Source organism: Methylobacterium goesingense (assembly GCF_022179225.1).
In the GTDB taxonomy this organism is placed as follows: domain Bacteria; phylum Pseudomonadota; class Alphaproteobacteria; order Rhizobiales; family Beijerinckiaceae; genus Methylobacterium; species Methylobacterium goesingense.
The window spans coordinates 1-26,360 of record NZ_BPQL01000115.1 but is presented as its reverse complement, the minus strand read 5'-3'; the positions used below and the strand labels follow the sequence as shown (position 1 = coordinate 26,360).

The following is a 26,360-nucleotide window of genomic DNA, read 5'->3' as shown; positions in this document are numbered from 1 at the left end:
CAGGGTCGGAGCCGGCATGTTCGCCGCCCGGCTCCGGGGCAGGCCCCACCCGCCACACCGAGCCGACGTCGGCTGAAGGCCGCAGAGTGGCCACCATCACCGCCATGGCTCGGAGGCGGACCGTCCGCTTCAGCGCGATAGCCGGACATCCGGTCGCCACCAGCGGCAGCGCCGCGCACGGTCAAGGCGATTGGGCTTCGACCCGAGCGCGGACGAGGCGGGACGCGATCGCGCAGGACGGCCCACGGAACGAACCACGCGCCGGCCGCGTCATCCTCGACAATCCGACATCCGAGGAGAGCAAGATGGATGATGATCGCGTATGGTCGTTCGAGAAGAGCCTCTGGACCGGCGACCCCGACCATTACCGGGAACTGGTCGACGACGAATGCCTGATGGTGTTGCCGACGCCGCCCTTCGTACTCAGCGGCGCCCAGGCTATCGAGGCCGTCGCCGACACGCCGCGCTGGTCCTCGATCGAACTGTCCAAGGGCCAGATCTCGCGCCCCCAGGAAGGCCTGATCATCATCGCGTACCACGCCAAGGCGTCGCGTGAGAACGAGACCTACGAGGCGAATTGTACGTCCACCTACCGGCGCCTGTCGCACGAGGTCTGGCGCGTCGTGCAGCACCAGCAGACGCCGCCGCTGTCGATCCCCGCGGCCAACGATTGATCCGGCCCTCGTCCGAGGCCGGTGCGGTCTGACCGTCCACCGGACGGGCGACAGGATGGGATTATCGCCGACCTGCATCGTCCGACGTTCGCTTGCGATCCGCAGTGCTTAACGCACCGTTCAGGCTGAACGTTGACGAAGCACAAATCCTTGCTCGTCCATGACACGAGCATGGCTCTCACGCTCGTCACACTCTTCAGCAGTCAGGCGGTCAGCTTCGTTCTCGTCGCCGTTATGATCTGCGCCTTGAGCGCGTGGCTGACGGTCCGCCTCCTCTACAAAGCCACATGCTCTGCCGCGGGGCGGCGGAGCAAGTGGATCGTCGGAACGGCCGTCGTCGCCGGCGTCGGTGTGTGGACGACGCATTTCATGGCCATGTTGGGCTACCGGACCGACATCGTCCTCGGATACGACCTCTCCACGACGGTGCTCTCCGGTCTGATCGCGATCCTCGCCGTCGGCACACCCCTGGGTCTCTCGGCCTTGCCCGCGACCCGGTCATCGCGCGCCCTGCTCGGCGGGGTGGCGGGACTCGGGATCGGCGCGATGCACATCATCGGCATGCTGGCGCTGGACGGCTGTACGCAGACACAGTCGCTCGTCGCCAACGGGCTGGCCTGCGCGATCGGCGCCACCCTGATGGCCCTCGCGCGCGCCATGCCGGCCCATACCCCGTCTTATGCCGTCGCCTGCCCGCTATTCGTCGCCGCGGTCTGTGGCACGCACTTCATCTCCATGGCCGGCACCGTCGTCGAGGGCCACCTCGCGAGCGATGCGTCGTCGAACATCCAGATGGCGCTGAGCGTCCTAACGGCGGCGGGCGCCGCGGTCCTGATCATCGGCGCCTTCCTCGCCCTCGCGGCGACCCGCCGCTTCGAGGCGCAGGAGGCCACGCACCTGACCGTGCTCGCAACCGCGCTGCAGAACATGTCGAACGGGCTCCTGAAGATCTCGTCCGACCAGGTGATCGAACTCTACAACCAGCGCCTCTGCGAGATGCTGCGGCTCGAGCCGGAAACGATGAGCGTGGGCGTGTCCCTAGAGCGCTTCGTGGCGGCGATGGGCGCGGCCAACGGCTGGGACGCCGAGCGCGTCGCCCGGACCCTGGACACGCATCGCCTTTGGCTGCGCTCGGATCGCGAGTCGCGGGCCGAGCATCATTTCGACGATGGCCGCATCCTGGCGATCTCCTGCCAGCCGGTCCGGGACGGCGTGATCCTCACGGTCGACGACGTGACGCGGGACCGGCTCGCCGAGAAGGAGATCTCGCATCTCGCCTACCACGATCCGCTGACGGGGCTCGCGAACCGGCGCGCACTGTGCGAACGCATGCTCGCGAGTCATGCGGGTGCCGCACCCTTCGCGCTGCTGCTGATCGATCTCGATCGCTTCAAGTCGGTCAACGACACCTTCGGTCATGCGGTCGGCGACCAACTCCTGATCGCGGTGGCGGACCGGCTGCAGCACCTGCTCGACGGTGGCTTCGTCGCCCGGCATGGCGGGGACGAACTCGCGGTGCTGGTGGCGGGCGACGTTTCCGAGGCCGAAGCCCTGGCCGACCGCATCGTCCAGGCGGTCGAACGACCCTATACTCTGGAGAGCATGACGGTCGTGGTCGGCTGCAGCATCGGCATCTGCAGCCGCCGCGACAGCACCGGGCCCGACGACCTGATGCAGCGCGCCGACATCGCACTCGACGAGGCCAAGCGCCGCGGGCGCGGCCGGGCAATCTCCTACCAGCCCGGAATGATCGAGGCGATCGCCGAGCGCGGACACCTCGACAACGCCCTGCGAGGCGCCCTCGCGCAGGGCCAGTTCCACCTCCTGTACCAGCCGATCCTGTCCCTGGCGGACGATTCGATCGTGGCCTTCGAGGCGCTGATCCGCTGGACCCACCCGACCCGGGGGCTCGTCTCCCCGGCCGAGTTCATTCCATTGGCGGAGGAGAACGGCTGCATCGTGCCGATCGGGCAATGGGTGCTGGATCAGGCCTGCCGCGAAGCGGCCGGCTGGCCCGCCAACCAGCACGTCGCCGTCAACGTCTCGGCGGTGCAACTGCGCTCGCCGCACATCATGGCCCACGTGACGGGGGCCCTGGCGCGAAGCGGATTGCCGCCGCACCGCCTGGAGATCGAACTCACGGAGACCGCCCTGGTCGAGGACGGCCGTCAGGTCGCCCACACGCTGGCCGCCCTGCGGGCCTTGGGCATCCGGATCGCGATGGACGATTTCGGCACCGGCTACTCGTCCCTCGCCCACCTGAGGGATCTACCCCTCGACCGGATCAAGATCGACCGGAGCTTCGTGGCTTCGGCGCTCGAGGACAAGCACTCGCTGGCCGTGATCCGGGCCGTGGCGCAGATGGGGCGGGACATGAACGTCCTCACCCTCGCGGAAGGCGTGGAGAACTCGGATCAACTCGATCTCCTGCGCGAGATCGGCTGCGACGCGGTCCAGGGTTACTTCATCGGCCGGCCGGCGCCCCCGCCACGGGGCGGGGCCGAGTTTAGTTGGGTGCACGCGGCCTGAGCGACCGGGCGGGACCGCCGTGTCAGGAAACCAGCGCGCGGATGCGCCGTCCGGAACTGGACCTCGACCACACCACAACCCTTGGACGCATCGAGCATGGTGCGGCGGCCACATCGCAGGAGAGGTCAAGCACCCCTCCGGGTTGCACGGACGCACGGACGCAGGATCTCATCCGCGCCGGCTCGGGATCGCGAGGTCGAGCCGAGCCGGAAATCCGGGTCGCGCCGTGACCGCGGAAACTCATCTCTGGCGCGAACTTATCCCGCTCCTTATCTTATGCCATAGACGGGTACTGCGATCTGTGGTGGTGTCGCGCGGCCTGACCGGCAGCGCACGGACTTGATTTGGACGCGACGCCCCCTTCCCGCCCGGCCTCCTGGCCGCGCTTGGCACCGGAGATCCTGGCGCAGCGGATCGTCGGGCTGACGCGCGGCGCGCGCCTGACCGTCCTGGGTCTCGGCCCGGACGGCATCGGGGACATTCTCGACGAGATCCCCGAGCGCAGCTGCGGCGCGCTCCTCGTCGCGGGCGAGGACCGTTCCACCGCAGTGATTCTCGACCGGGTCCTCGACGATCTCGCCGACCTCGTCCTCGCCGGATGGCCGCCGGACGATCCCGGCGCCTCCGCGCCTATCGCCAGCCTCGATCCCTGGCGCAAGGCGGCGGCCAAGTGTGTCCGGGCCGGACTTGCGCCCCGGTTCCGGCGCATGGCGCGGGACCTCGAATTCGCGCGTCTCCTGGGGGCGGTCGAACCCGCCGGCCCCATCCTGGTCTGGGAGGTCGACCCGGCCTCGGGCGCGCGGGCGGCACCCGTGATCGAGGCGCTGGAATGGTGCGCCCGGCACGGGGCGGCGAACGTGGCGACGCTCTGCGTGCCCCCGCCCCCGGTCGCCCCCTACGACCGCATCCTCTACGGGGCCGTGGAACTGGCCCGGCCTCCCCGGGCGGCCGGGGCGCGCTTCATCGCACCGGCCACGGGTGCCCATCATGCCAGCGCCGCCGAGCAGCGCGTCGCGGCCGCCCTGGCGCGGGATGCCGACCTGGCGGGCCTCTTCCTGTGCAACGCGCCGGTGCCCGTCGGCCCCTGGGGGGCGCGGCCACGGGTCGACCTGCTCTGCCCCGCCCACCGCATCGTCGTTGAACTCGACGGTCCCGAGCACCGCGCCGAACCGAAGTTCGGCGCCGACCGACACCGCGACTTCACGTTGTTGACGTCCGGCTATCTCGTCCTCAGGTTGACCAACGCACAGATCGCCGCCGACCTCCCGCTGGCGATCGAGAAGATTCGCGCCGTCGTCGACCTGCGACGGCGCCCACGAGGGGAAACGAGCCGATGAGCGAGATGCCGACGCCCAAGCAGGCGCTGGTCCTGTGGTGCCTGCTGGGACGCTGCGGAACCGCCCTCCAGAGCGCCCTCACGCCGAAGATCGCCAAGCTGGACCGCGAGGCGCTGCTGAAGGCGGGGTATGTCGAGGCCCGCCGGCAGGGCCGCTCCCAGCGCCTCACCGTCACCGACAAGGGCTGGGCCTGGGCCGGCGCGCATCTGCGCGATCCGCTGCCGCCGAGCTTTCGCGTGCTGCAAGACTGGCTGGAGCGGCTGCACGGGCATCTCGAAGCCACCGGCGGAACCCTCGCGGACCTCGTCGGCCCGCCCCCGCCGGAGCCGGAACCAGAACCCGCCCCCAAGCGATCGGCCCCCAAACGGGCGGCGCCGAAGCGTCCCACCGCCAAGGCGCTGCGCGCCCGGATCGAGGCGGCCTATCTCGTCCTCACGGGCGGGGAACGGGCCAAGGCCGTGCGCCTCAGCGCCCTGCGCGAAGAACTCGCCGACCTCGACCGCGAAACCCTGGACGAGGGCCTCGCGGCGATCCTGCGCGGGGACGCGACCGCGCGCCTGAGCCAGTTCAGCGATCCGAAATCCCTCGACGCCGCAGAGCGCGCGGCCGCCTACGCGCCGGCCGGCGAGCCCTTCCACATCCTCTGGATCCAGTCATGAGCGACGCCCTCGACGCCCTCCGGCGGGTGGATTTCGACTGGGTGCGCACCCTCGACAGCATCTGGATCGACACCGAGCCGACCGGCGGCCCCAACGAGCGGCTCGTTCCCGAGATCGTCGCCGACCTGCACGACAAGGCGCGCCAGCCAGCGGACAGGGCGCCGGGCCGCGTCCTCGTCGGTCAGTCCGGCGTGGGCAAGACCCACCTCGTCGGGCAGCTCCGGCGCGAGGCGTGGCGCAGGGGCGCCTGGTTCGTGCCCCTCGACGTGCTGGGGCTGACGGATTTCTGGCGCAGCGCGGCGCTGAGCTTCGTGACCGCGCTCCTCCAGGCGATGCCGGATGGGCGGCGGCAATCGGATGCGGTGCTGGCGGGCGTGGCGCGGCGCTTCGGCGTGGAGACCCAGGTGGAGGCGGCCTTCAACACGCCGAACATGGATGCGCGCCGGATCGTCGACGTTCTGGTCCAGGCCCTGATGCGGGTCGACGCGGGCCGCGCCCTCAAGCATCTCGACGTGTTCCGCGCCCTCTGCCTGCTGCGCTCGCAGGATTTCGGGGCCGTCGGCCTCGCCCATGCCTGGCTCCAGGGCTACGAGGCCGACCCGGCCGAGCGCACCGCCCTCGGCTTCAGGACGCCGCCGCCCGCCCCCGTCGAGGTGGTGCGCGGCATCTGCTGGATCATGGCGCTGGGCGGCCCGACGCTGATCGCCATCGACCAGATCGACGGCATCATCGACGCGAGCCGGCTCGCCGGCGGCGACGGCCTGGAGCCGGAGACCAGCCTCACGGAGGTTCTCTCGGCGGGGCTCCTCGAACTCAGCATCGTCTGCGACCGCAGCATGACGGTCGTGACCTGCCTGCAGGAATCCTGGGACCGCCTCGAGACGCGGGGCCTGCGGTCGATGCGCGAGCGCTTCGGCCAGCCCCAGGCCCTGACGGGCATGAACGAGCGCGCGGCCGCCTCCGCCCTGATCGCCGGACGGCTGGCGCCGGCCTATGCGGAGGCGGGCTTCACGGCAGCCACCCCGACCTGGCCGTTCGGCGAGCAGGCGATCGCGGATGCCGCGGCCTTCGGCATGATGCCCCGCACCCTGCTGATGCGCTGCGACGCCTTCCGCCGGCACTGCCTCGCGACGGAGACGGTGGTGCTCTGTACCTCGCTCATCGACGCGAACGTGGCGCCACCACCCCCGCCCGGCACCGACTTCGACCTGCCGGCGGCCTGCCGCGCAGCCGACATCGCGGGGATCGACAGCGACGAGGATTCCTGGCTCGGCCAGCTCCTGCGCGACGCCTTCGACATCTACGCCCTGGAAGACGACCCCGACGACACCCTCGACGTGGCCAGCAAGGGCGAGCCCGACCAGAAGATTCCGCCCCTGCACGGGCGCCTGACCTTCATCCACCGGGACGAGAACGACCGCGAGCGCCACGTCTGCTACCGGGCGCTCCAGCACCAGAACGCCATCGCGTTCCAGGCCCGGCTGCGAGCGGCGCTGACCGCCTCCGGCATCTCGGCCCGTATTCCCGATCGCGAACTGCTCATCGCCCGCCGGGGACCGGTTCCGGGCGGGGCCAAGACGAAGCAGCTCTTCGACGCCTTCACGGCGGCCGGCGGCCGGCTGATCGATCCGTCCGACGACGATCTGCGTATCTTCGTCGGCCTGCGCGACCTGCGGGCGCAGGCCGAGGCCGACGGTGCCTCCGACCGCTTCGAGCGCTGGCTCAGGGCCGAGCAGCCGCTGTTGACGAGCGCCCTGTTCCGGACGGCGGGCCTCGCCCACGCGCCACGGACGGGCGATGGGCCGCCGGAGGACGAGACGATGCCGGAACCAGTCGCGCCCGGGGCGGATGCGGCCCCGGAGGTGAAGGGGCAGACGAGCGTGCCCCGGCCGGACGCGCCCGGTGGCAGGCCGGAAGCGATCCCGATCGGGAATCGCCCCACGCCGGAAGCGATCCCGGTCGGGCACCGCCTCACGCCCGAGGCGCCCGCCGTGACCCTGCCGCTGCGCCTGCTGCCGCGCCACACCGCGATCATCGCGGGCTCGGGCTCGGGCAAGACGGTGCTGCTGCGCCGCCTCGTGGAGGAGGCGGCGCTCGCCGGCATCCCCGCCATCGTGGTCGACCCCAACAACGACCTGTCTCGGCTCGGGCAGCCCTGGCCGGAGCGGCCGGCGGGCTTCGGCCCGGAGGACGACGAGAAGGCCGCGCTCTACGCCGCCGGGGTGGAGGTGGTGGTGTGGACGCCGGGGCTGCATGCCGGCAACCCGCTGTTCCTCTCCGTCCTGCCCGATTTCGCCGGTCTCGGCACCGACCGCGACGAGCGCCAGCAGGCCATCGAGATGGCGGCCGAGACCCTCGGCCCCCTGGCGGGCGCCCGGAATGCGCTCCAGCGCGGCGTGCTCGCCGACGCCCTGCGGCGCTTCGCCGAGACGGGGGGCGGTGACCTCACGGCCTTCATGGCCCTGCTGGCGGACCTACCGGACGGGATCAGCCAGATCGGAAACGCGCCGCGGCACGCCCAGGCCATGGCCGACCAGCTCCACGCGGCCATCGCCACGAACCCGCTCCTGCGGGTCGAGGGCACGGTGCTCGATCCGCGCCACCTGTTCGCGGGGCCCGACCCGGCGCGAACGCGCATCTCGGTGATCAACCTGTCGGGCCTCGCCTCGGAGGCGGCCCGCGAGGACTTCGTCAACCGCCTCCAGATGACGCTGTTCGGCTGGATCAAGAAGAACCCGTCCCCGCGGGGCCGTCTCTACGTGGTGGACGAGGCCCAGGGCTTCCTGCCGGCGCAGCGCGCCGCGCCCAGCCTCGGCAGCGGCATCAAGCTCGTGGCGCAGGGGCGCAAGTATGGCCTCGGCATGATCGTGGCGACGCAGGTTCCGAAGGGTATCCACAACCAGGTCGTCTCGAACTGCACGACGCAGTTCCTCGGCCGCCAGAGCGCGCCGGCCACCATCGCGGCGGCCCAGGAGATCCTGTCGGCGAGCGGAGGCGGGGGCGGCGACATCGGCAAGCTCAAGGCCGGTGAGTTCTACTTCTCCAGCGAGGGCTCGGGGCGCCCGGCCAAGCTGCGCACGCCCCTCTGCCTGAGCTACCACCCCGCCAACCCGCCGACCCCGGAAGAGGTCGTGCGCGCGGCCCGGCGATCCGGCGCCCGCGCGACGGACCCTTGAGCGGGCGTCAGGTCGCGGTGCGCACGCAGGCGAAGCGGCCGCCCGAGGCGTCGCCGGCACGAAACCGGGCGGGGGCACGCATCGGACCGGGCGCCTCCGGCCCGGCACGCCGCGGCGCCGGAGGCGACGCGGCGCGAGCCTGCGCCAGCAGGGCGTGGCGCAGCGCCGTCACCTCCGCGTGCAGCCGCGCGTTCTCGCGCTCGATCGCCGCGAGCCGCGCCACCCCCGCCGGGGCGAGACCCCCGAAGCGGCGGCGCCAGCGGTAGAACGTCCCGAGGGAGACCCGCGCGGAGGCGCAGATCGCCGCGATCGCCGTTCCGTTCTCGGCCTCCCGCAGGAGGAAGGCGATTTCCTGGTCCGTATGTCGGGATCGACGCATGCGCCAAGGCCCCCGTGTTCGCCGTCGCGTCCGGTGCGTCCGCAAGAAACGAACCGCTTCCCGGGAAGACGAATCCCCGGCCTATTCTGTGAATTTTGACGTATTGGTCACGCGACCGCCCGTGGCATGGGCGAAACGCCCGGGTTTTGCGCACGGGCGGAGCGCCCTGCAATCCATTTGGCCTTCCGCCCCGGCCCCTCACCTCCGACAATCCGCCGGTCACGGGACGAGGCGAGAACGATGGTCGGATTCACGAGACGCGACTTTCTGGGCACCACGGCGGCCCTGGCCGCTCCCGCCCTCATCAGGCCCGCCTGGGCGGCCGACACGGTCAAGCTCGGCTGCCTGTTCTCGTCCTCGGGCACCATGGCCAATCTCGAAGGGCGCCTGAACCACGTGGTGCGCATGGCCGCCGACGGCATCAACGCGAAGGGCGGGGTCAACGGGCGGCGCATCGAGGTGGTGACCTCGGACCCGGCCTCCGACTGGCCGCTCTACGCGCAGATAGGCCGGCAGATGCTGCAGCAGGAGAAGGTCGCGGCCCTGTTCGGCTGCTGGACCTCCGTCTCGCGAAAGTCCGTGCTGCCGGTGGTCGAGCAGAACGACGGGCTGCTGTTCTATCCGCTCCACTTCGAGGGCGACGAGAACTCGAAGAACATCGTCTACGTGAACTCGCCCCCGGCGAGCTCGGTGCTGCCGGCGGTCGACTACCTGATGGGGGCCGAAGGGGTCGGCGCCAAGCGCTTCTTCATGATCGGCTCGGACTACGTCTGGCCACGCACCATCAACAAGCAGCTGAAGGCCTACTGGACCTCCAAGGGCGTGCCCGAGACCGCGTGGCGCGAGGAATACGTGCCGCTGGGCTTCTCCAACTTCCAGACCCTGGTGAACCAGATCCGCAGCTTCGCCGCGCAGCCCGGCGGACAGCCCATCGTGGTGCTCACCGTGGTCGGCTCCTCGATCCCCGATTTCCTGCGCGAATTCGCCAATCAGGGCATCCGCGCCACCGACGTGCCGATTCTCGGCCTCGACATGGTGGAGGCCGATCTCGAGGGCCTCGACACCGCCCCCCTCGTCGGCCACCTGAATTGCTGGGCCTATCTCCAGGCGGCCAAGGCCGAGGCCAACACGCGGTTCCTGTCCGAGTGGGCGGCCTACGTGAAGGCCAAGGGCGTCCCCTTCAGCGCCGACACGGTCATCGACCCCATGGTCTCGGCCTATGACAGCGTCCAGCTCTGGGCGCTCGCCGCCGCCAAGGCGGGCAGCTTCGACGTGCCGGAGGTGCGCAAGGCCTTCCCCGGTCTCAGCTTCGCCGACCCGTCCGGCTACACGCTGACCATGGGGAGCGAGAACAACTACGTCGCCCGGGGCGTCTTCATCGGCTCGGTCAACGAGAAGCAGGGCTTCGACATCCTCTGGCAATCCCCCGATGCCCCCAAGCCCGTGCCGTTCAGCCCGTATGGTTGAGGGCCCGGGACGGTTCGGGCTCGCCGGCCTCCTCGTCTGGATCGCGAGCCTGGTCGTGCAGCCAGCCCTCGCGACCGCCGCTCCCCTCGATCGCGGCGCCTTCGCGGCCGCCCTGTGCGGGGACGGCGCGGCGCAGACGAGGTCCGTCGAGTCTTTCCTCGGCATCGCCTCGGAGGCGGAGACCAGTGACGTCGCCTGGGCCGGCACGGCCCTGCGCGCCCTCCTCGACCGGCGCTTCGCCTGCCTCGGCGAGACCGCCCTGCTCCTCGATCGCGCCGGCGCCGCCGAGGGCGTCGATGCGGCCACCGGAGCGGCGCGGCCGGCAGCGGGCGGGCGCTCGCCGGTGCTCGGCCTGCGCCAGCGCGCCCTCGTCGAGACCGCCTCCGGGGCGGCGGTCCTGCTGACCGCGCCGGGCGTCGAGGCGCGCCGGACCGGTCTCGCCACCCTGGAACGCCGCATCGCCGCCGTGCCGGAAGCGCTCCTCCTGCGCGCGGCTTCCGCCGAGACGGATCCCGGCCTCAGGCTGAGCCTCGCGGCGGTCGCGCAATCCGCCGCCCTGTCCTCCGCCGATCCGGCCCGCCGTCTCGCGGCGATCCGCGCGGTCTCGGAGGCGCCCTCGGGGGCGGCCCGCTCGCGGCTCTCCGCCCTGAAGGCGGACCCGGCCTACGGCACGGATCCCGCCTTCCGCGCCACCCTCGATGCCGCCCTCGCCCGGGTGGAGCGCGCCGTGTCCATCGGGGACGGCCTCGCGGTGCTCTACAACGGCTTGAGCTTTGCCAGCATCCTGTTCATGGCGGCCGCCGGCCTCGCGATCATCTTCGGCCTGATGGGCGTCATCAACCTCGCCCAGGGCGAGTTCATCATGATCGGGGCCTACGCGACCTACGGCGTGCAGGAGGCCCTGCGGCGCCTCGCACCGGCCTGGCTCGACAGCTACCTGCTCGTCGCGATTCCCGTCGCGTTCCTGGCCTCGGCGGGGGTCGGCATCGCCATCGAAGCGTTGATCCTGCGCCACCTCTACCGGCGTCCGCTGATGAGCCTGCTCGCCACCTGGGCCGTGAGCCTGTTCCTGATCAACGGGGTGCGGGTCGCGGTCGGCTCGCAGAACCTGCAGTTCTCGATGCCGTCCTACGTCAGCGGCGGCGTGCCGCTCTACGCCGACTTCGTGGTGACCTGGAACCGCCTCTTCGCCATCGCCTTCGCGGCCGTCACCCTCGTGCTGACCCTCGTCATCCTGAAGCGGACGCCGCTCGGGCTCGATATCCGCGCCGTGACCCAGAACCGCGACATGGCCGCCTGCCTCGGCATCCGCACCCGGCGGGTCGACCGCCTCGCCTTCGGCTTCGGTTCGGGGCTGGCCGGCCTCGCCGGCGTGGCCCTCTGCCCGATCTACAGCGTGAATCCCGGCATGGGCGCCAACTTCATCGTCGACAGCTTCATGGTGGTGGTGCTCGGCGGCGTCGGCACCGTGGTGGGGACCCTGGTGGCGGCGCTCGGCATCGGGGGCGCCAACGTCCTCATCGAGCCGCTCTACGGGGCCGTGGCCGCCAAGGTCATCGTGCTGGCCGGCATCATCCTGTTCCTCCAGCGACGGCCCGAAGGGCTGTTCGCCGTGCGGCGGCGGCGATGAGCGGCGCCGTGGACCTGTCGCCTCGCATCCCGGCGGCCCGGCGCATCGGGCCGGTCTTCGGGGGCGACCTGCTGCTCGCGGGCCTCGTCGGCCTTATCCTGGCCTCGGCCCTCGGCCTCGTGCTGCTCCAGCCGGCCCCCTACCTCGTTAACATGATCGGGCAACTGGCGGCCTTCGCGATCCTGGCCGTCTCCCTCGATCTCGTCTGGGGCTATCTCGGCATCCTCAGCCTCGGACACGGGCTGTTCTTCGCCATCGGCGGCTACGTCTGCGCCATGCACCTCCTGGCCCATGCCTACGCGGTCACGGGCAGAGCGCCGGACCTGATGCAGTTCATGGGCTGGAAGAGCCTGCCCGCCTATTGGACCGGGCTGACGAGCGCGCCCTATGCCCTGGCGCTCGCGCTGGGGCTGGCCGTCGCCGTCGCCTTCGCGTTCGGCCTCGCCTCGTTCCGCTCACGGGTGAACGGGGTCTACTTCTCGATCATCAGCCAGGCGCTGGTCTACGTCGCCATGCTGCTGATGTTCCGCAACGACACCGGGCTCGGCGGCAACAACGGGATGACGGGCTTCGACGTCCTGTTCGGCTGGCCCATGGGCACGCCCGGGATCGCCACCGGCCTCGCCGTGGCGACGCTCGTCGCCCTGGCCGGCGTCCTGGCCGGGGCGCGGGCCCTGGTGGCGAGCCCGCTCGGGCGGCGGATGCTGGCCTGCCGGGACGACGAGGCGCGCCTGCGCACCCTCGGCTACGGCACGACGCGCCTCAAGCTCGGGATCTGGTGCCTCTCGGCCGCCATCGCGGCCCTGGCCGGCATCCTCTACGTGCCCCAGGTCGGCATCATCAATCCGCGCGTGCTCAGCCCGGATCTGTCCATCGAGATCGCGGTCTGGGTCGCCATCGGCGGCATGGGCCGCCTCAGCGGCGCGGTGATCGGCGCCGTGGCGGTGAACGCCCTCAAGTTCTGGCTGAGTGCGGCGCTGCCCGAGGCCTGGCCCTTCATCCTCTCGGGCCTCGTCCTCGCGGTGGTCCTCGGTCTCCCCAATGGGCTCCTCGACCTCGCGACCCTGCGGCTGAAGCCGACCTGGCTCCGGCGCGGCGGGCCGCGTCCGTGAGCGCCCTCGTCATCGACGGTCTGACGGTCGTATTCGGCGCCTTCCGGGCCCTGGACGGGCTCTCCCTCGCCGTCGATCCAGGCGAGGTCCGGGCGGTGATCGGTCCCAACGGGGCCGGCAAGACCACCCTGCTGGATGCGATCACGGGGATCACCCGGCCGAAATCCGGGCGTATCCACCTCGGCGATGGCCTCGACCTGACGAAGCGCTCGGAGGCCGAGATCGCCCGGGCCGGGGTGCGCCGCAAGTTCCAGAAGCCGAGCGTCTTCCCGGCCCTGACCGTTCGCGAGAACCTCAGTCTCGGCTGCGGGCCCGGATGCCCGGCGGCCACGCGCAGCGCCCGCCTCGCGGCGGCCCTGTCCGAGACCGGTCTCGAAGGGCGGGCCGACGTGCCGGCCGGCGCTCTGGCCCATGGGGAGAAGCAGTGGCTGGAGATCGGCATGGTGCTGGCCTCCGAGCCCCGCGTGATCCTCCTCGACGAGCCGGTGGCCGGCCTGTCGGACGCCGAGACGGCCCGCACGGCCGAAATCATCGGGACGCTGCGCCGGCCCGACCGGGCCATCCTGGTGATCGAACACGACATGGCCTTCGTCGAGGCGGTGGCCGACCGGGTCACGGTGCTGCACGAGGGCCGGACCCTGTTCGAGGGCGGCATGGCGCAGGCGCGGGCCGATGCCCGCGTGATCGAGGTGTTTCTCGGCCGATGAGTACGCCCCTCCCCCCGCCTCCGGCCGGCCTCGCGGTTTCGGGGCTCGACCAGCATTACGGCAGCGCCCAGGTCCTACGCGGGATCGACCTCGCGGTCGCGCCCGGCGCCTGCCTGGCCGTGCTCGGCCGCAATGGGGCCGGCAAGACGACCCTGCTGCGCTGCCTCACCGGCCTCATCCCGACGACTCGGGGAAGCGTCGCCCTCGACGGCGCGGACATCACGCGGATGCCCTCCGACCGGCGGGCCCGCGCGGGCCTCGCCATCGTGCCCCAGGGCCGGGAGATCTTCGCCGACCTCAGCGTCGCGGAGAACCTCCGGGTCGCGGCCCGGGCCCACGGCCTGGACCGGAGCGGGGCCGTCGACGAGGCCGTCGCGCTGTTCCCGGCCCTGCGCGAACTCTGGCACCGGCCGGGCGGGAACCTCTCCGGCGGTCAGCAACAGCAACTCGCCATCGCCAGGGCCCTGGCGACCCGGCCGCGCATCCTCCTCCTCGACGAGCCGACGGAGGGCATCCAACCCTCCATCGTCTCGGCCATCGAGGGGGTGATCGCCGGGCTCCAGGGCCGCATCACCGTGGTCCTGGTCGAGCAGTACCTCGCCTTCGCGATCCGGCTCGCCGACGCCTTCATCGTTCTCTCGCGCGGCGCCGTGGTCGAGCAGGGCCTGCGCCAGGACCTGAACCACGACGCCGTTTCCCGGCACATCGCCGTCTGACACAGGAGCCCGCATGCCGACGCATCACGAAATTCCCACGACCCCCGAGAACATGGTCCTGGGTTACTTCGACGCCGCCCTGCCCCCGGTGCTGGCGATCGCCTCCGGCGATACCGTGACGCTGCACTCCTTTCCGGCGGGGGGACGGGAATCGCTCCACCCCGATCCCGCCCGCGTGCCCGCCGATTACCGCCTTGCCCTCGACACCCTCGCGCAGGGGCCCGGGCCCCACTTCGTCACAGGTCCCGTCCACGTGCGCGGCGCCGAGCCCGGCGACATGCTCCAGGTCGACATCCTCGATCTGAAATTCCGCATGGACTGGGGCTTCGTGGCGATCCTGCCGCTCCTCGGCACCCTGCCGGACGAGTTCACCGACTACGAGACCATCCACCCCGACATCGACGTCGCCCGCGGCGTCGCCGTGCTGCCCTGGGGCACGGAGCTGCCCCTCGATCCGTTCTTCGGCATCATGGGCACGGCACCGCCCGCCGCCTGGGGGCGGGTCGGAACCCCGGTCCCGCGCGGGTTCGGCGGCAACATGGACAACAAGGAACTCAAGGTCGGCACCACCCTCTACCTCCCGGTCTACAATCCGGGCGCCGGCTTCTACGCCGGCGACGGCCACGGCGTGCAGGGCGACGGCGAGGTCTGCATCACCGCCCTGGAGACCGGCCTGACCGGCACGTTTCGCCTCACTGTCCGCAAGGACTTGGGCCATGCCTGGCCCTTCGCCGAAACGCCCACGGACCTGATGTCGATCGGCCTGCACGAGAGCCTCGACGAGGCGATGCGCCAGGCCGTGCGCGAGATGGTACGCCTCGTCTGCGAACGCACCGGCCTCACCCGCAACCAGGCCTACATGCTGTGCTCGCTGGCCGGGAACCTGCGCATCACCCAGACGGTGGACGGCAACAAGGGCGTGCACATGCTGATGCCGAAGAGCGCCCTGTCCGGGCCGGATGCGCAGAGCCCGAGGGCGGAACTCACGCCGGGCCGCTGAACGGGTCCGCGCGACCCCGATGCCTCGGCGATGTTGCTCTTACGTTCCTGGCGGACGACGGCCGAATCGGCCATAAGCGCGCCATGCGCATGATTGTCCTCACCGCCTTCCTGTCGATCGGACTCGCCGGCGAGGGCGCGGCGGCCGGGATGTCGTCGGCTCCGCCGGACGATCTCGCCGCCCTGGAGCAGGAATGGCACGACTGCGTGCGGGAGGCGTTCCGGCGCCAGCCCAGGACCCAGAGCAGGGCCGCTTCCGAGCGCAGCGCCCTCGACGAGTGCCGGGCGGGCGAGGACGCCTATGTCGCCGCTGCGATGCGCGCGGAGCCGTCCAGTGGCGGCCGGGGCGGGCGCCGGGGCCTGACGGAACGGGCCAGGGCGTGGGCGGCCTCGGTGGCAGCCGGGGTCATCGATCCCGTCGCGTCGTGGTTCGGCGTCCTCGAACGCTGAAGGGACGCCATCAGGGCCCGAGACTCGGCCAGGGCGCGATCCCGGCCCCGCCCGGACCGGGCGGGCGATGGCCAACCGCAACGCCTCGGTAACCCATGAGCCTTACGCCTCGACAATCCGCGACGACAGGAACCCCGCGAACCGCATGATGACCCGAGACCAATTGGCCGCCGAGTTGCTCCGCATCTCCAAGCTGCAGTTGAGCGACATCACCCGCGCCGTGAAGAACGGCGAGAAGTCCATCGCGCTGAACGAGGTCGTCGATCTCGGCCGGCGCCTGAACCGGCTCGCCGACGCCGTGGCGGGCCGGCCGCCGCAGGCGGCCGTGACGGCCGTCCGTCCGGCCGACGACCACGTTCTCAGCGAGGCGTGAGCACCGCCTCCGAATGGCGGGCGACGCGCAACGTCGCGGCCCGCACGCGCCTCGAGCGGGCGCTGCCGGCATGCTTTCCGGCGCCGGTGCTCCAGCACGCGCTGGCGCGCCCGTTGATCCCGCCGACGCCGCGCCTGGCGGTCGAGAGCTACTGGCGCGCGCATCTCCTGCGCGCCGACCGCCTCGCCCGCGCCCTCGCCACACGCTCGGGGCATCCCGAGGGTTGGACGTGGCGGCTGGGCACGGGCAAGGATTCCGGCCTCGCGGCGACCTTCCGATTGCCGCCCTCGCCCTTCCGAGAGCCCGCGCACGCTCGGGGCAAGGGGCATTGCTGCATCTGCGGGCAGCCGGTCTATCGCTTCGGCTGGCACCGCGATCTCTGGGACGTGGGCGCACCGAACAAGAATGCCCGCTGGCACGCCGCCTGCGTCACCGCCTGGAAGTTCTGGGTGGCGCCGAGCGACCAGGTGAAGGCCCTCAAGGCCCGCCAGCGCCACCGCTGCGCCGCCTCGGGCAAACGTCTGTTCAAGACCGCCGAGGTCGACCACCGCGTACCGCTCTACCGCGTCTGGCGCGAGCACCGGGACGCCCCGTGGCCGACCCTCCTCGACTATTGGGGGGCGCCGAACCTCCAGGTCGTCAACCGCGTGGTCCACGTGGAGAAGTGCGGTCAGGAGGCGAACGAGCGCGCCCTGAGCCGGCGGGCCGCCCGCACGGCGGTGACGCCGGGCGAGCCGCACGGGGACGCGCACGGCGAGGACGATCCGCATCCGGACCTGTCCCCCCGCTGAGGGGAAGGCCGCCTCAGAGCACGGCTTCGATCAGGCCGAGTTCCTGTGCGCGATCGGCCTCGATGTACCAGTTCTCCGGTGCCCGCCGGAGAACTTCGTCCAGGCTCACCTGCGAATCGCGGACGAGGTTGGCGAAGCCCTCGTTCTGGATCTCGATCGAGCACTCGATCTCGTGCAGGGCCGCCTTCACCGAGGCGATGCAGGTGGTTAGCGGACCGTTGAGCTTGATCTCCTTGGAGAGCTTGCGCTCGTGGATCATCAGGCGCGTGCCGCGGGTGAGATAGCGGTTGGGCCGCGCGAAGAAGCTCATGAAGGTGGTGCCGGCCGAGTAGATCGCGGCCTTGCCGAGAAAGACGAAGCGACGGTTCGGGGAGAGATCCGTGTTGAAGCGGATGTCCTCGCCCATCATCCGGGCCACCTCGGGGTCGCCGCCCAGCGTCGTCAGTTCGACCACCACGAGGTCACGGTCGACGGCGGCATCGAGCTGGCTCCGGAAATTCCGGTACATCTCGTGGTCGACGGGTCCGGAAAGCAGGACGGCAGGCGCTCCGAAGGCGGAGGCGGGTAGGCGGTTCGTGTCCATGGAAGGCTCCCGGCGGCGGGAATCGCGGCCGTTCCGACGGTGAACGCGGCAACGCGGCGATGGATCGGCGCGTGCGCATATTCCGTTGCGCGGAACCGATCTACGCGGCGAAGGCCTCTCACGCGGGCATCGCGGATCGGACACGGTTCATCACCGCGATCCGGTCACGCACCATCGGCCGCCAGTCGCATCCCGGAGGATTGGACTTCGAGGCCTCAGGGCACGCCCAGATCCCTCCATTCGGCTCGGATCGACCGCAGGGCCGGAAGCACCCGTCAGTACGGATAACCGTAATAGGGCTGCCGGCTCGGGCGGTAGCGCTCCCGCACCGGGCGGTCGTAACGCCCCTCGTAGGCCCCGAGATAGGGATCGAGGGCGGGGGACCGATAATTCCCGTTGTTCACGCCCGCCGAACGGTCGTTGCCGCTCAGCGCCGCGTAGGGCGACAGGCCATCGCCGCCACTTCCGCCACCGCGCGCGAGGGCGGCACCGGACGTACCGAACACGAGAGCCGCCACGAGAGCATGGCGGACGAGGGATGCGGACATGAGAACCTCCTGCGGTTGGAACGCGCCCTGCTGCGGGAACGCCTCCGGTGACATCGGTGCCGGCCCGCGCTCGTCCTAGCGCTCGGCCTGCAGGCTCTTGAGGAAGCGGCGGGCCACATCGCGCACGGCCTCGTCGTCCCGGGTCTCGTCGTCGGCCTTGTCCCAGAGGTGATCGAGGCTTCCCTCGAGCGCCGTCAGCAGGTCCGGGTTCTGCCGGGCGAGATGCTGGATGGTGCCGAAGAGCAGGTGCTCGATGGCGAGTTCACGATGACGGGCCTGCGCGATGGGGTTCGGATCGGATGGGGTACGGGTCATCTTCACACAACGAGCGGCACCGCTCCCGGTTCATGTCGATCCGCGACAGCGGCAAGGTTTCGCACGAGGTGTCCGCCCCGCCACTTCCGCTTCGCCGGGCTTTCGGCCAGACAACCGGTCATTCCGAACAGCATGACCGGGCGAATACGAGATGGCACGGACACCGGAGACCGGGGCGGCCCAGGCGGATACGCGGCGCGCCTTCGACAAGGATTTCTACGCCGGAACCGGCCTCGCCTTCGTGGCGGGTTTCGTCGACGCGGCGGCGTTCATCGCCCTGGCGGGCCTGTTCACGGCTCACGTCACGGGAAACTTCGTGATGATCGGCGCCGAACTCGTCTCGACCTCGTCCGGGGTCGTCGCCAAACTCCTCGCGCTGCCGGCCTTCGTCCTCGCGGTGGCGGGCGCGCGCCTGCTCGCCCTCGGCCTGGAACGGCGCGGACGCGCGCCCCTGCCCTGGCTCCTCGTCCTCGAGGTCCTGCTGCTGGCGGGCTTCGGCCTTACGGGCTTCGCCCTCACGCCGCTGGGCTCGCCCGACGGTGTCGCGGCGGTGTCGGTGGGCATGCTGGGCGTCGCCGCGATGGGGGTCCAGAACGCGATCGGGCGCCTCGGCCTGCCGCATCTGGCCGCCACCACCGTGATGACGATCAACGTCACCCAGGCCGTGATCGACCTCGTGGATTGGGCGCGCGGCGCGGTCGCGCTGGACGGGCCCGCCCGCCTGCGTATGCGGCGGATGCTGCCGGCGGTGCTCGCCTTCGCGCTCGGCGCCCTGGCGGGCGCCTTCGGCGTCGCGGCCTGGTCGTTCGGCTGCGTCGCGCTCCCGATCGCCGTCCTGTGCGGACTGACCGTCCTGCTGCGCTCCTGAAAGCCCGGCGCCGTCAGCCCCGGCAGGGGAGCAGACCATAGGCCACCGTCCGGTGCCAGGACACGCCCGCCGGCGTGGTGCGCGCGGTGACGACGGGTGCGGCGAGCGGAAAGATCCCGGCGTTTCCGGGCAGATCCTGGCGCTCCCGCAAGGGGACGACGATCCAGGCCGGCGCATCCGGCGCGGCGCAGAGGATCGCGACTGCGGCGGCGGGCGGGGTGTCGGGGCGGCGGGGGCCGGCCGGGTGGAACGGCGCGCGGTCATTCGGCGCGGCGAGTCCGGCCGCGATCAGGCGATCCATCCGCTCCGCCCAGGTCCGGGCCAGGACGGGCGAGAACACGATGCCGGCGCCCTGGAGGTTACTGCTCCAGTTCGCGCGGGCGAGCAGGAGCCAGGCCTGGGCCTCGCCGTCGAGCCAGAGCACCGCGCCGGGCCGATGCGCGACCGTCGCCGCCAAGCCGGGCAGCGCCGTACGCGCCTCGATCGCGCGGGCCGTCATGGTCCGCTCGTCCCAGAGGACGACGAGGGCGAGGCCGAGCCCCGCGCCGAGGACGATCCGGGCCCCCCGATGCCCGGCGGCCCGCGTCCAGACGAGTCCGCCAACGAGCGCCAGGGTCAGCACGAGAGAGAAGTTGCGGACCACGCCGAGGCGGAGCTCGGCCCCCTCGTCCCGATGGCTCAGGAGCCAGGAGAGCGCGGAAAGTTCGAAGGCCAGCCGGCTCGCCGCCAGGACGCCGATCAGCGCGCCGGTCACGAGAATCACCCGGGGGGTCGGATCGATCCGGGTCCGGCGAAGGGCGGTATGCAGCGCGAGCGCCGTCGCGCCCGCGCCGGCCGCGATGACGAGATCGTCCGCGAACAGCCAGCCGAGGGCGAGGAGGCCGAGGGTGAGCCGGTCCGCGCTCCGCCCCCACAGGCCGGCGGCGCAGAGGCCGAAGGCGGCGGCCCCCACCACGGCGGTCAGCCAGAGGAAGCGCCAGGGCTGGAGCTGGACCACGAGGAGCGCGGGCCAGCGGTCGCCGAAGAGGGCGGACGCGGCGACGCCGGTGAGCCCCGCCCCCAGGGCCGCGTACAGGATCGGCCGGCCCCGCGACGGCGCGAGGGTGGCGGCGATCAGGATCGAGGCCCCCTGAACCATGATCGGCCCCCAGGCCGCGCCGGGCCAGAAGGACGGGAAGAGGTCGGCGCAGCGCAGGCGTAGGATGGCGGAGAATTCGGGGTCGAGCCCCTGCAACAGCCGGTCGAACAGCGGCAGCCCCAGGGCGGCGGCGGCCAGCGCCGCCAGGGGCAGCGCGACGAGGGCGATCAGCCAGCGCCGATCCCGCGCGGCGAGGACGAGGGCGAGGACCGCGATCCCTGCCAGACCCATGATCGGGTGGACGAGGCAGCCCAGGAGGGCGAGCAGGCCCGCGAGCCGGTCTCGCCCGGTGGCACAGGCCCCCAGGCTCGCGAGCACGGCGGCCTCCGCGAGGGTACGGGGCGTCGCCAGGGCCTCGCCCACGCGGAAGACTCCGGGAAAGCCGTACGAGGCCGGAAGCGCCGCCATGGCCGCGAGAACGACCCAGCGCCCACGCCCGGCCAGGCCCGCCGCGAGGGCCGCGGCGGCGCAGAACCAGGCCACGAGCCCGGCGAGGCCGACGGCGAGCGCCGCCTGAGCGGGGCCGAAAGCCTCCACCAGCCCCCGCAGCAGGAGGGGAAAGAGACTGAAGCGCGACTGGCCGTCATGGACGAACATCAGGTCGCGCCCGATGCCGGCCGGGTCGAGGTCGGCGAGCGCCCGCCCGATGTAGAGGCGGGCATCGCCGTCGATGCCGCGATAGGGATGCAGGAGCCCGTACAGGCCCGCCGCCCCGAGGATTGGCCAGACGCCACCGCGCCGGTCCGTGGAGAGCGGGGCGGCCTCCGGCGCGGACGACCGGTCCCGCTTCCCCGGCCGGGCCATCGCGCCCGCCCCGTCCCGTGCCCTCAGGCGGCCCGGCGGGGAACCTGGCGCTCGCTGGTGAGCGCCCCGGCGGCGCCCGAGACGCCGGCCTCGGTGTATTCCGCGTCCTCGTTCACGCACCAGGGGTCGTAGCGGCGCTCACCCGAGAGGATGTTCTCCACGGTCAGCATCGCGGTCATCATCGCGTGGTCCTGGTTGTTGTACTTGTGCATGCCGTTGCGGCCGACGAGGTGCAGGCTCGGATAGGCCCGCTCCAGGTCGCGCCGGATCGTGGCGACATGCGCCTTGTAGTCCGCGTCGTAGACCGGATAGGCCTTGGGCTGGCGCACGACGCAGGCATCGACCACGTCCTCGGGCCGGATCAGCCCGATCTGTCCGATCTCGCGCTTGGCCAGGGCGATGAGGTCTTCGTCGGAGGCGGTCCAGAGACCGTCCCCCTCGAAGCAGAAGTATTCGAGGCCGAGGCAGGTGTGGTCGGCATGCGGCACCATCTCGGGCGACCAGGAGCGGAAGTTCTGGACGCGCCCGACCTGCACCTTGGGATCGTGGATGTAGATCCAGTTGTCGGGGAAATCCTTCGTGGAGCGGGCGATCAGCGCCACGGTGAGGAAGTCGCGGTATTGCAGCGCCCGCGCCTGGAAGGTGCTGAGCGGGGCGGGGGTGATCGCGCCCGCGAGTTCGCGCAAAGGCGCCGACGAGACGATGTTGCGGGCCGTGAAGGTCTCGCACGTGCCGTCGCCGCCCCTGGCGGTCACGGTCCAGAGCATCGTCCGGGAGTCGTAATGCAGGCGGTCCACGCCGCGGTCGAGGTGCAGGGTGCCGCCCTTGGCCCGGACCTTCGCGGCGGCGGCCTCCCACATCATCCCCGGCCCCTTGCGGGGATAGCGGAAGGACTCGATCAGCGTCTTGATCACGGGTTCGCCCGCGCGCGGCGCCTTGCGCAGGCCGAGGGAACGCACCAGCGCATCGCGGATCGCGGCGCCGAGATCGAGGCCGTTGATGCGCTGGGCCGCCCAGTCCGCCGAGATGTCGTCGCAGGACATCCCCCAGACCTTCTCGGTGTAGGTCTTGAAGAAGATCGAGAACAGGCGCTCGCCGAAGCGGTTGCGGACCCAGTCGTGGAAGCTCTTGGGCTCGGCGATGGGCCGGGCGCGGGCATACAGGTAGGAGGCCACGCAGGCCGCGCTCTCGATGAGCCCGAGGTTGCGCAGGGCCTCGAAGGCTTTGAGCGGGTAGGCGTAGTACTTGCCCTTGTAGAAGATCCGCGACAGGCGCGGCCGCTCGATGAAGTCGTCGGGCAGGAGTTCGTCCCAGAGATCGACCACCGCCTTCGATTTCGAGAAGAAGCGGTGGCCGCCGATGTCGAACAGGTAGCCGTTGTGCGAGACGGTCCGGCTGATGCCCCCGACCTGGACGGGGTCCCGCTCCAGGACCGCCACGGAGCGCCCGGCCTTGGCCAGCAGGTAGGCGGCGGTGAGGCCGGCCGGACCGGCGCCGATCACGAGCGTTTCGGAATGGTGGCTCATCGGGCGGGGCTCGCGCAGGCCGGAGTACAGGTGCCTCCGGCATACGATCGCTTTGGTTAAGGAAGCGATGCCCCGCCCGTCGGTCGCGCGCGGCGACTTCAAGGATAACGCACCGGCGCCGGCTGCTCCGGCAGCGGGATGAACTCGGACTCGCCCGGCACCGTGTCGAAGCGGGCCTGGCGCCAATCCTCCTTGGCCTGTTCGATCCGCTCGGGCCGCGAGGAGACGAAGTTCCACCAGAGGTGGCGCGGCCCGTCCATCGGCTCGCCGCCCAGCACCATGAAGCGGGCGGCCTGCGTGGCCCGCACGGAGATCCGGTCGCCCGGATTGAAGACGAGGAGCTGGCCGGGGCCGAACCCGTCCCCGGCGATCTCGATCGCCCCCGAGACGGTGTAGATCGCGCGCTCGTCGTAGGTCGGGTCGAGGGGCAGCACGGCGCCGGCCTCCAGGGCCACGTCCGCGTAGACCATCGGGCTCGAGGTCCGCACCGGGGATCTCGCCCCGAAGGCCTCGCCCGCGATCAGCCGGACCTGCTTACCCTCGCCGGTGAGGATCGGCAGGGCCTCGGCCTCGTAATGCTCGAAGGCGGGGGCGGTCTCCTCGTCGCGCCCGCTGAGCGCCACCCAGCTCTGGAGGCCGAACAGCCGGGAGCCCGTGGCCCTCAGGCCGGCGCCCGTCCGCTCCGAATGGGTGATGCCCCGGCCCGCCGTCATCCAGTTGAGTTCGCCCGGGCGGATCGGCAGTTCGGTGCCCAGGCTGTCCCGGTGCATGATCTCGCCCTCGAACAGGTAGGTCACGGTCGAGAGGCCGATATGGGGGTGGGGCCGCACGTCCATGCCCTGGCCGAGGAGGAACTCCGAGGGGCCCATCTGGTCGAAGAAGATGAACGGCCCGACCATCCGGCACTCCGTGGAGGGGAGCGCGCGCCGGACCGCGAAGGAGCCGAGATCCCGCGAGCGCGGCACGATCAGGGTCTTGATCGCGTCGCAGGTGAAGTGATCCCCCGGGATCGGATCGTCCGCGCCGTGCCAACTCATGACGGTCATTCCTCTCGAAGCAGGGTTCAGCGGTCTAACGTGCGGTGATTCCCCGGCCGGGCACAGACCCCGCGCGCCGGGGAAACGATCAGGCGGCCGAGGGGCCCTGCGGAGCGACGCCCTGCGGGATCGCGCCCTTGAGCGCACCGTAGCTCGTCATCAGGTTGCGGTAGTCGGGGATGTGGTTCGACAACAGGCCGGCCAAGCCCTCCACGTCGCGGCGCCAGTCGCGGTGGAGTTCGCAGGCGACGCCGAACCACGTCATCAGTTGCACGCCCGCCGCCGACATCCGGTTCCAGGCGGCGTCCCGCACCAGCGGGTTGAAGGTGCCGGAAGCGTCGGTGACCGCGAACACCTCGAAGCCCTCCGCGATGGCCGACAGGGCCGGGAAGGCGACGCAGACCTCCGTCACCACCCCGGCGATGACGAGTTGGCGCCGGCCCGTCGCCCGGATCGCGGCCACGAAATCGGGATTGTCCCAGGCGTTGATCTGGCCGGGCCGCGCGATAAAGGGCGCATCGGGGAACTTCGCCTTCAGCTCGGGCATGATCGGGCCGTTCGGGCCCTCCTCGAAACTCGTGGTCAGGATGGTGGGCAGCTGGAAGTAGGCGGCCAGGTCCGCCACCGCGAGCACGTTGTTCCGGAACTGGTCCGGTTCGATGTCCCGCACCAGGGAGAGCAGGCCGGCCTGATGATCCACGAGGAGAACCACGGCTTGGTCGAGGTCGAGTCGGGTATAGGGCTTGCTCATCGTCGTCTCCGTCGCCCGGGGCTGGTCTGCCTGCGATGAAGACAGCGTATGGCTCATCGGCTGACTATGAAATAGAAACGATGGAAACGCATCGTTTCCAGGACCAACCCCGTGCGTCTTCCCGATTTCGAGGCCTGGGCCATCTTCGCCAAGGTGGTGGAGACAGGCTCCTTCGGCCGCGCCGCCTCCGATCTCGGCCTGTCGAAGGCGACCGTCTCGAAGGCGGTCGGTCGCCTGGAGGCCCGCATCGGCGCGCGCCTGTTCCACCGGACCTCGCGCAAGCTCGCCCTGACGGAGGCGGGACAGGCCGCACGGGAGGGAGCCGCCCGCATCCTCTCCGAGGGCGAGACCGCCGAGGCGGAGGCCATCGCGGGCGCGTCCGAGCCGCAGGGCCTCGTACGGCTCGCAGCACCCATGTCCTTCGGGGTGCTGCACGTGGCGCCGCACCTGCCGGACTTCCTGAGCCGTCACCCCGCCGTGTCGGTGGATCTGCACCTGAGCGACGCCGTCGTGGATCTCATCGGCGGCGGCTTCGACATCGGGCTGCGGATCGCCGCGCTGCCGGATTCGTCCCTGCGCGCCCGCAAGCTCTGCGCCGTGCGCCGCTCCCTTGTGGCCACGCCCGGCTACCTCGAGCGGCACGGTCGGCCGCACCATCCCGACGACCTGATCCACCACGCCTGCCTCGGCTATGCCTACCTGCCGACGCCGGATCGCTGGCGCTTCATGGACGGCCACGGCGCCGAGGCCGCGATCGTGCCCAAGGGACCGATGCGCGCGAACAATGCCGAGGCCCTGGCCCCCGCCCTGCGGGCCGGGCTCGGCCTCGCGGTGCAGCCCGACTTCATGATCTGGGACGACCTGAAGGCCGGCCGCCTGGAGCGCGTGCTGCCGGACTGGTCCCTGCCGCCGATCGCCCTGCACATCGTGATGCCGCCCGGGGACCTGCGTCCGGCCCGCGTCACCGCCCTGATCGCCTACCTGACGCAGGTCCTGTCCGCCGCGCCCTGGGCCGGCGCTTCGTGAGCGCGGGAATCGCCGCCGGCCGCCTCGACGCGGCCGGAGACGGGCGCACCCGCTTTTCGGTTGCCGCGGCAGCGCCGCCGAACGATGATCCGGGCATGCCCGTCGCCCCTGCCCCAGCCCTCGACCAGACCTGCGACCCTCGGCGTGCCCGCGCCGGGGATACCGCGCGCCCGGCCGCACCGTCGCCGGGACGGGCCTGACCCCGATGCCGATCCGGCGTGAGCACCGCTTCTTCTACCCGATCGACTGGCCGCAGCTTTCCGCCGTCATCCGCTTCCAGCGGGCGCGGGGCCGGTGCGAGGTCTGCGCCCGCCCGCATGGCCAGCGCGTCTTCCACCTCGGGGATGGCCGCTGGTGGGACGGGCAGGAAGGCTCTTGGCGCGACGGCGCGGGCCGCTTCATCTGCCTCGCGGTCGGGGCCGACGACGTCCTCGGGACGGTGCGCACGACCCGCGTCGTCCTGGCCGCCGCACACCGCGACCATGACACGGCCAACAACGCGGCCCGGAACCTCGCGGCCTTCTGCCAGCGCTGCCACATGAACCACGACCGGCCCGAACACCGTCGCCGGCGCTGGCATACCCTGTTCCGGCGCAAGGCCTTGGGCGACCTGTTCCGGGGACCCTATTCGGGGCCCTGACAAGGGGCGTTCGGGCCCTGCTTTCGTGTCCTTCCCAAAACTCCCGCCGCACCGTCGCGCTCACAGGCAAGAACTGACCGCGATCGAGCGTTTTGACAGACTCCGCTTAATCCCGCTCACCGTGT

At 71.4% G+C, this 26,360-nt stretch carries 25 protein-coding genes; 17 read left to right on the top strand and 8 right to left on the bottom strand.

The genetic code is table 11. The features are described 5' to 3' along the window. Positions 1-86 precede the first annotated feature (86 nt). The 5 genes from MFF30_RS19060 to MFF30_RS19040 all read left to right on the top strand — a co-directional run bounded on the left by MFF30_RS19060 (position 87) and on the right by MFF30_RS19040 (position 8,375). The gene (locus MFF30_RS19060) at positions 87-674 is read left to right on the top strand and encodes a DUF4440 domain-containing protein (protein WP_238281052.1); all 588 of its coding nucleotides are present in this window, start codon (positions 87-89) and stop codon (positions 672-674) included. 171 nt (positions 675-845) lie between these two features. Continuing rightward, positions 846-3,203: a bifunctional diguanylate cyclase/phosphodiesterase gene (locus MFF30_RS19055; protein ID WP_238281051.1), complete on the top strand. Its 2,358-nt coding sequence runs from the start codon at positions 846-848 to the stop codon at positions 3,201-3,203. Between the two features lie 344 nt (positions 3,204-3,547). After that, the gene (locus MFF30_RS19050; protein WP_238281050.1) at positions 3,548-4,540 is read left to right on the top strand and encodes an endonuclease domain-containing protein; all 993 of its coding nucleotides are present in this window, start codon (positions 3,548-3,550) and stop codon (positions 4,538-4,540) included. Continuing rightward, positions 4,537-5,199: a hypothetical protein gene (locus MFF30_RS19045; RefSeq protein WP_238281049.1), complete on the top strand. Its 663-nt coding sequence runs from the start codon at positions 4,537-4,539 to the stop codon at positions 5,197-5,199. The genes MFF30_RS19050 and MFF30_RS19045 overlap by 4 nt, the downstream gene beginning before the upstream one ends. Beyond that, positions 5,196-8,375 (top strand): helicase HerA domain-containing protein, encoded by a 3,180-nt coding sequence (locus MFF30_RS19040; protein ID WP_238281048.1) that lies wholly within the window; start codon positions 5,196-5,198, stop codon positions 8,373-8,375. Before MFF30_RS19045 ends, MFF30_RS19040 begins: the two co-directional genes overlap by 4 nt. Before the next feature lie 7 nt (positions 8,376-8,382). Here MFF30_RS19040 and MFF30_RS19035 read toward each other — a convergent pair whose 3' ends face one another. Further along, complete coding sequence (locus MFF30_RS19035; protein ID WP_238281047.1) at positions 8,383-8,754, bottom strand: transposase; 372 nt, start codon at positions 8,752-8,754, stop codon at positions 8,383-8,385. A 240-nt stretch (positions 8,755-8,994) separates the two neighbouring features. On the opposite strand from MFF30_RS19035, the gene MFF30_RS19030 reads away from it, so the two are divergent. The 9 genes from MFF30_RS19030 (at position 8,995) to MFF30_RS18990 (ending at position 16,999) form a co-directional block, all read left to right on the top strand. Next, positions 8,995-10,221 (top strand): transporter substrate-binding protein, encoded by a 1,227-nt coding sequence (locus MFF30_RS19030; protein ID WP_238281046.1) that lies wholly within the window; start codon positions 8,995-8,997, stop codon positions 10,219-10,221. After that, the gene (gene urtB / locus MFF30_RS19025; RefSeq protein WP_238281045.1) at positions 10,214-11,851 is read left to right on the top strand and encodes an urea ABC transporter permease subunit UrtB; all 1,638 of its coding nucleotides are present in this window, start codon (positions 10,214-10,216) and stop codon (positions 11,849-11,851) included. Before MFF30_RS19030 ends, urtB begins: the two co-directional genes overlap by 8 nt. Beyond that, entirely contained in the window at positions 11,848-12,963 is a 1,116-nt protein-coding gene (gene urtC, locus MFF30_RS19020) for an urea ABC transporter permease subunit UrtC (protein WP_238281044.1), read from the top strand. Before urtB ends, urtC begins: the two co-directional genes overlap by 4 nt. Then, positions 12,960-13,670 (top strand): ABC transporter ATP-binding protein, encoded by a 711-nt coding sequence (locus MFF30_RS19015; RefSeq protein WP_238281043.1) that lies wholly within the window; start codon positions 12,960-12,962, stop codon positions 13,668-13,670. The genes urtC and MFF30_RS19015 overlap by 4 nt, the downstream gene beginning before the upstream one ends. Beyond that, positions 13,667-14,386: an urea ABC transporter ATP-binding subunit UrtE gene (urtE, locus tag MFF30_RS19010; protein ID WP_238281042.1), complete on the top strand. Its 720-nt coding sequence runs from the start codon at positions 13,667-13,669 to the stop codon at positions 14,384-14,386. Before MFF30_RS19015 ends, urtE begins: the two co-directional genes overlap by 4 nt. Positions 14,387-14,399: 13 nt before the next feature. Further along, positions 14,400-15,386: an acetamidase/formamidase family protein gene (locus MFF30_RS19005; RefSeq protein ID WP_238281041.1), complete on the top strand. Its 987-nt coding sequence runs from the start codon at positions 14,400-14,402 to the stop codon at positions 15,384-15,386. An 83-nt stretch (positions 15,387-15,469) separates the two neighbouring features. After that, positions 15,470-15,835 (top strand): hypothetical protein, encoded by a 366-nt coding sequence (locus tag MFF30_RS19000; RefSeq protein WP_238281040.1) that lies wholly within the window; start codon positions 15,470-15,472, stop codon positions 15,833-15,835. Between the two features lie 145 nt (positions 15,836-15,980). After that, entirely contained in the window at positions 15,981-16,208 is a 228-nt protein-coding gene (locus tag MFF30_RS18995) for a hypothetical protein (RefSeq protein ID WP_238281039.1), read from the top strand. Then, entirely contained in the window at positions 16,205-16,999 is a 795-nt protein-coding gene (locus MFF30_RS18990) for a hypothetical protein (protein WP_238281038.1), read from the top strand. The genes MFF30_RS18995 and MFF30_RS18990 overlap by 4 nt, the downstream gene beginning before the upstream one ends. Positions 17,000-17,012: 13 nt before the next feature. On the opposite strand, the gene MFF30_RS18985 is transcribed toward MFF30_RS18990, so the two are convergent. The 3 genes from MFF30_RS18985 to MFF30_RS18975 form a co-directional block, all read right to left on the bottom strand. After that, positions 17,013-17,582: a peptidase S14 gene (locus tag MFF30_RS18985; RefSeq protein ID WP_238281037.1), complete on the bottom strand. Its 570-nt coding sequence runs from the start codon at positions 17,580-17,582 to the stop codon at positions 17,013-17,015. A gap of 275 nt (positions 17,583-17,857) precedes the next feature. Continuing rightward, positions 17,858-18,130, bottom strand: a complete 273-nt coding sequence (locus tag MFF30_RS18980) for a hypothetical protein (RefSeq protein WP_238281036.1) — start codon at positions 18,128-18,130, stop codon at positions 17,858-17,860. 75 nt (positions 18,131-18,205) lie between these two features. Beyond that, positions 18,206-18,445, bottom strand: coding sequence for a hypothetical protein (locus MFF30_RS18975; protein ID WP_238281035.1), 240 nt, complete (start codon positions 18,443-18,445; stop codon positions 18,206-18,208). Between the two features lie 151 nt (positions 18,446-18,596). Here MFF30_RS18975 and MFF30_RS18970 point away from each other — a divergent pair, with 151 nt between their 5' ends. Further along, positions 18,597-19,313 (top strand): YoaK family protein, encoded by a 717-nt coding sequence (locus tag MFF30_RS18970; protein WP_238281034.1) that lies wholly within the window; start codon positions 18,597-18,599, stop codon positions 19,311-19,313. A 13-nt stretch (positions 19,314-19,326) separates the two neighbouring features. Here the strand turns inward: MFF30_RS18970 and MFF30_RS18965 are convergent, their stop codons facing one another. From MFF30_RS18965 to ycaC, 4 genes are all read right to left on the bottom strand, one after another. Then, positions 19,327-21,255, bottom strand: coding sequence for a hypothetical protein (locus tag MFF30_RS18965; protein WP_238281033.1), 1,929 nt, complete (start codon positions 21,253-21,255; stop codon positions 19,327-19,329). Between the two features lie 23 nt (positions 21,256-21,278). Beyond that, positions 21,279-22,781 (bottom strand): NAD(P)/FAD-dependent oxidoreductase, encoded by a 1,503-nt coding sequence (locus MFF30_RS18960; RefSeq protein WP_238281032.1) that lies wholly within the window; start codon positions 22,779-22,781, stop codon positions 21,279-21,281. A gap of 98 nt (positions 22,782-22,879) precedes the next feature. Further along, positions 22,880-23,818 (bottom strand): pirin family protein, encoded by a 939-nt coding sequence (locus tag MFF30_RS18955; protein WP_238281031.1) that lies wholly within the window; start codon positions 23,816-23,818, stop codon positions 22,880-22,882. Between the two features lie 88 nt (positions 23,819-23,906). Then, on the bottom strand, positions 23,907-24,569 hold the full coding sequence (gene ycaC / locus MFF30_RS18950; RefSeq protein ID WP_238281030.1) for an isochorismate family cysteine hydrolase YcaC: 663 nt from the start codon (positions 24,567-24,569) through the stop codon (positions 23,907-23,909). Positions 24,570-24,680: 111 nt separating this feature from the next. Here ycaC and MFF30_RS18945 point away from each other — a divergent pair, with 111 nt between their 5' ends. Both MFF30_RS18945 and MFF30_RS18940 read left to right on the top strand, forming a co-directional pair. Beyond that, positions 24,681-25,595 (top strand): LysR family transcriptional regulator, encoded by a 915-nt coding sequence (locus MFF30_RS18945; protein ID WP_238281029.1) that lies wholly within the window; start codon positions 24,681-24,683, stop codon positions 25,593-25,595. A gap of 205 nt (positions 25,596-25,800) precedes the next feature. Next, complete coding sequence (locus MFF30_RS18940) at positions 25,801-26,235, top strand: hypothetical protein (protein ID WP_238281028.1); 435 nt, start codon at positions 25,801-25,803, stop codon at positions 26,233-26,235. The last annotated feature ends 125 nt before the right edge of the window (positions 26,236-26,360 follow it).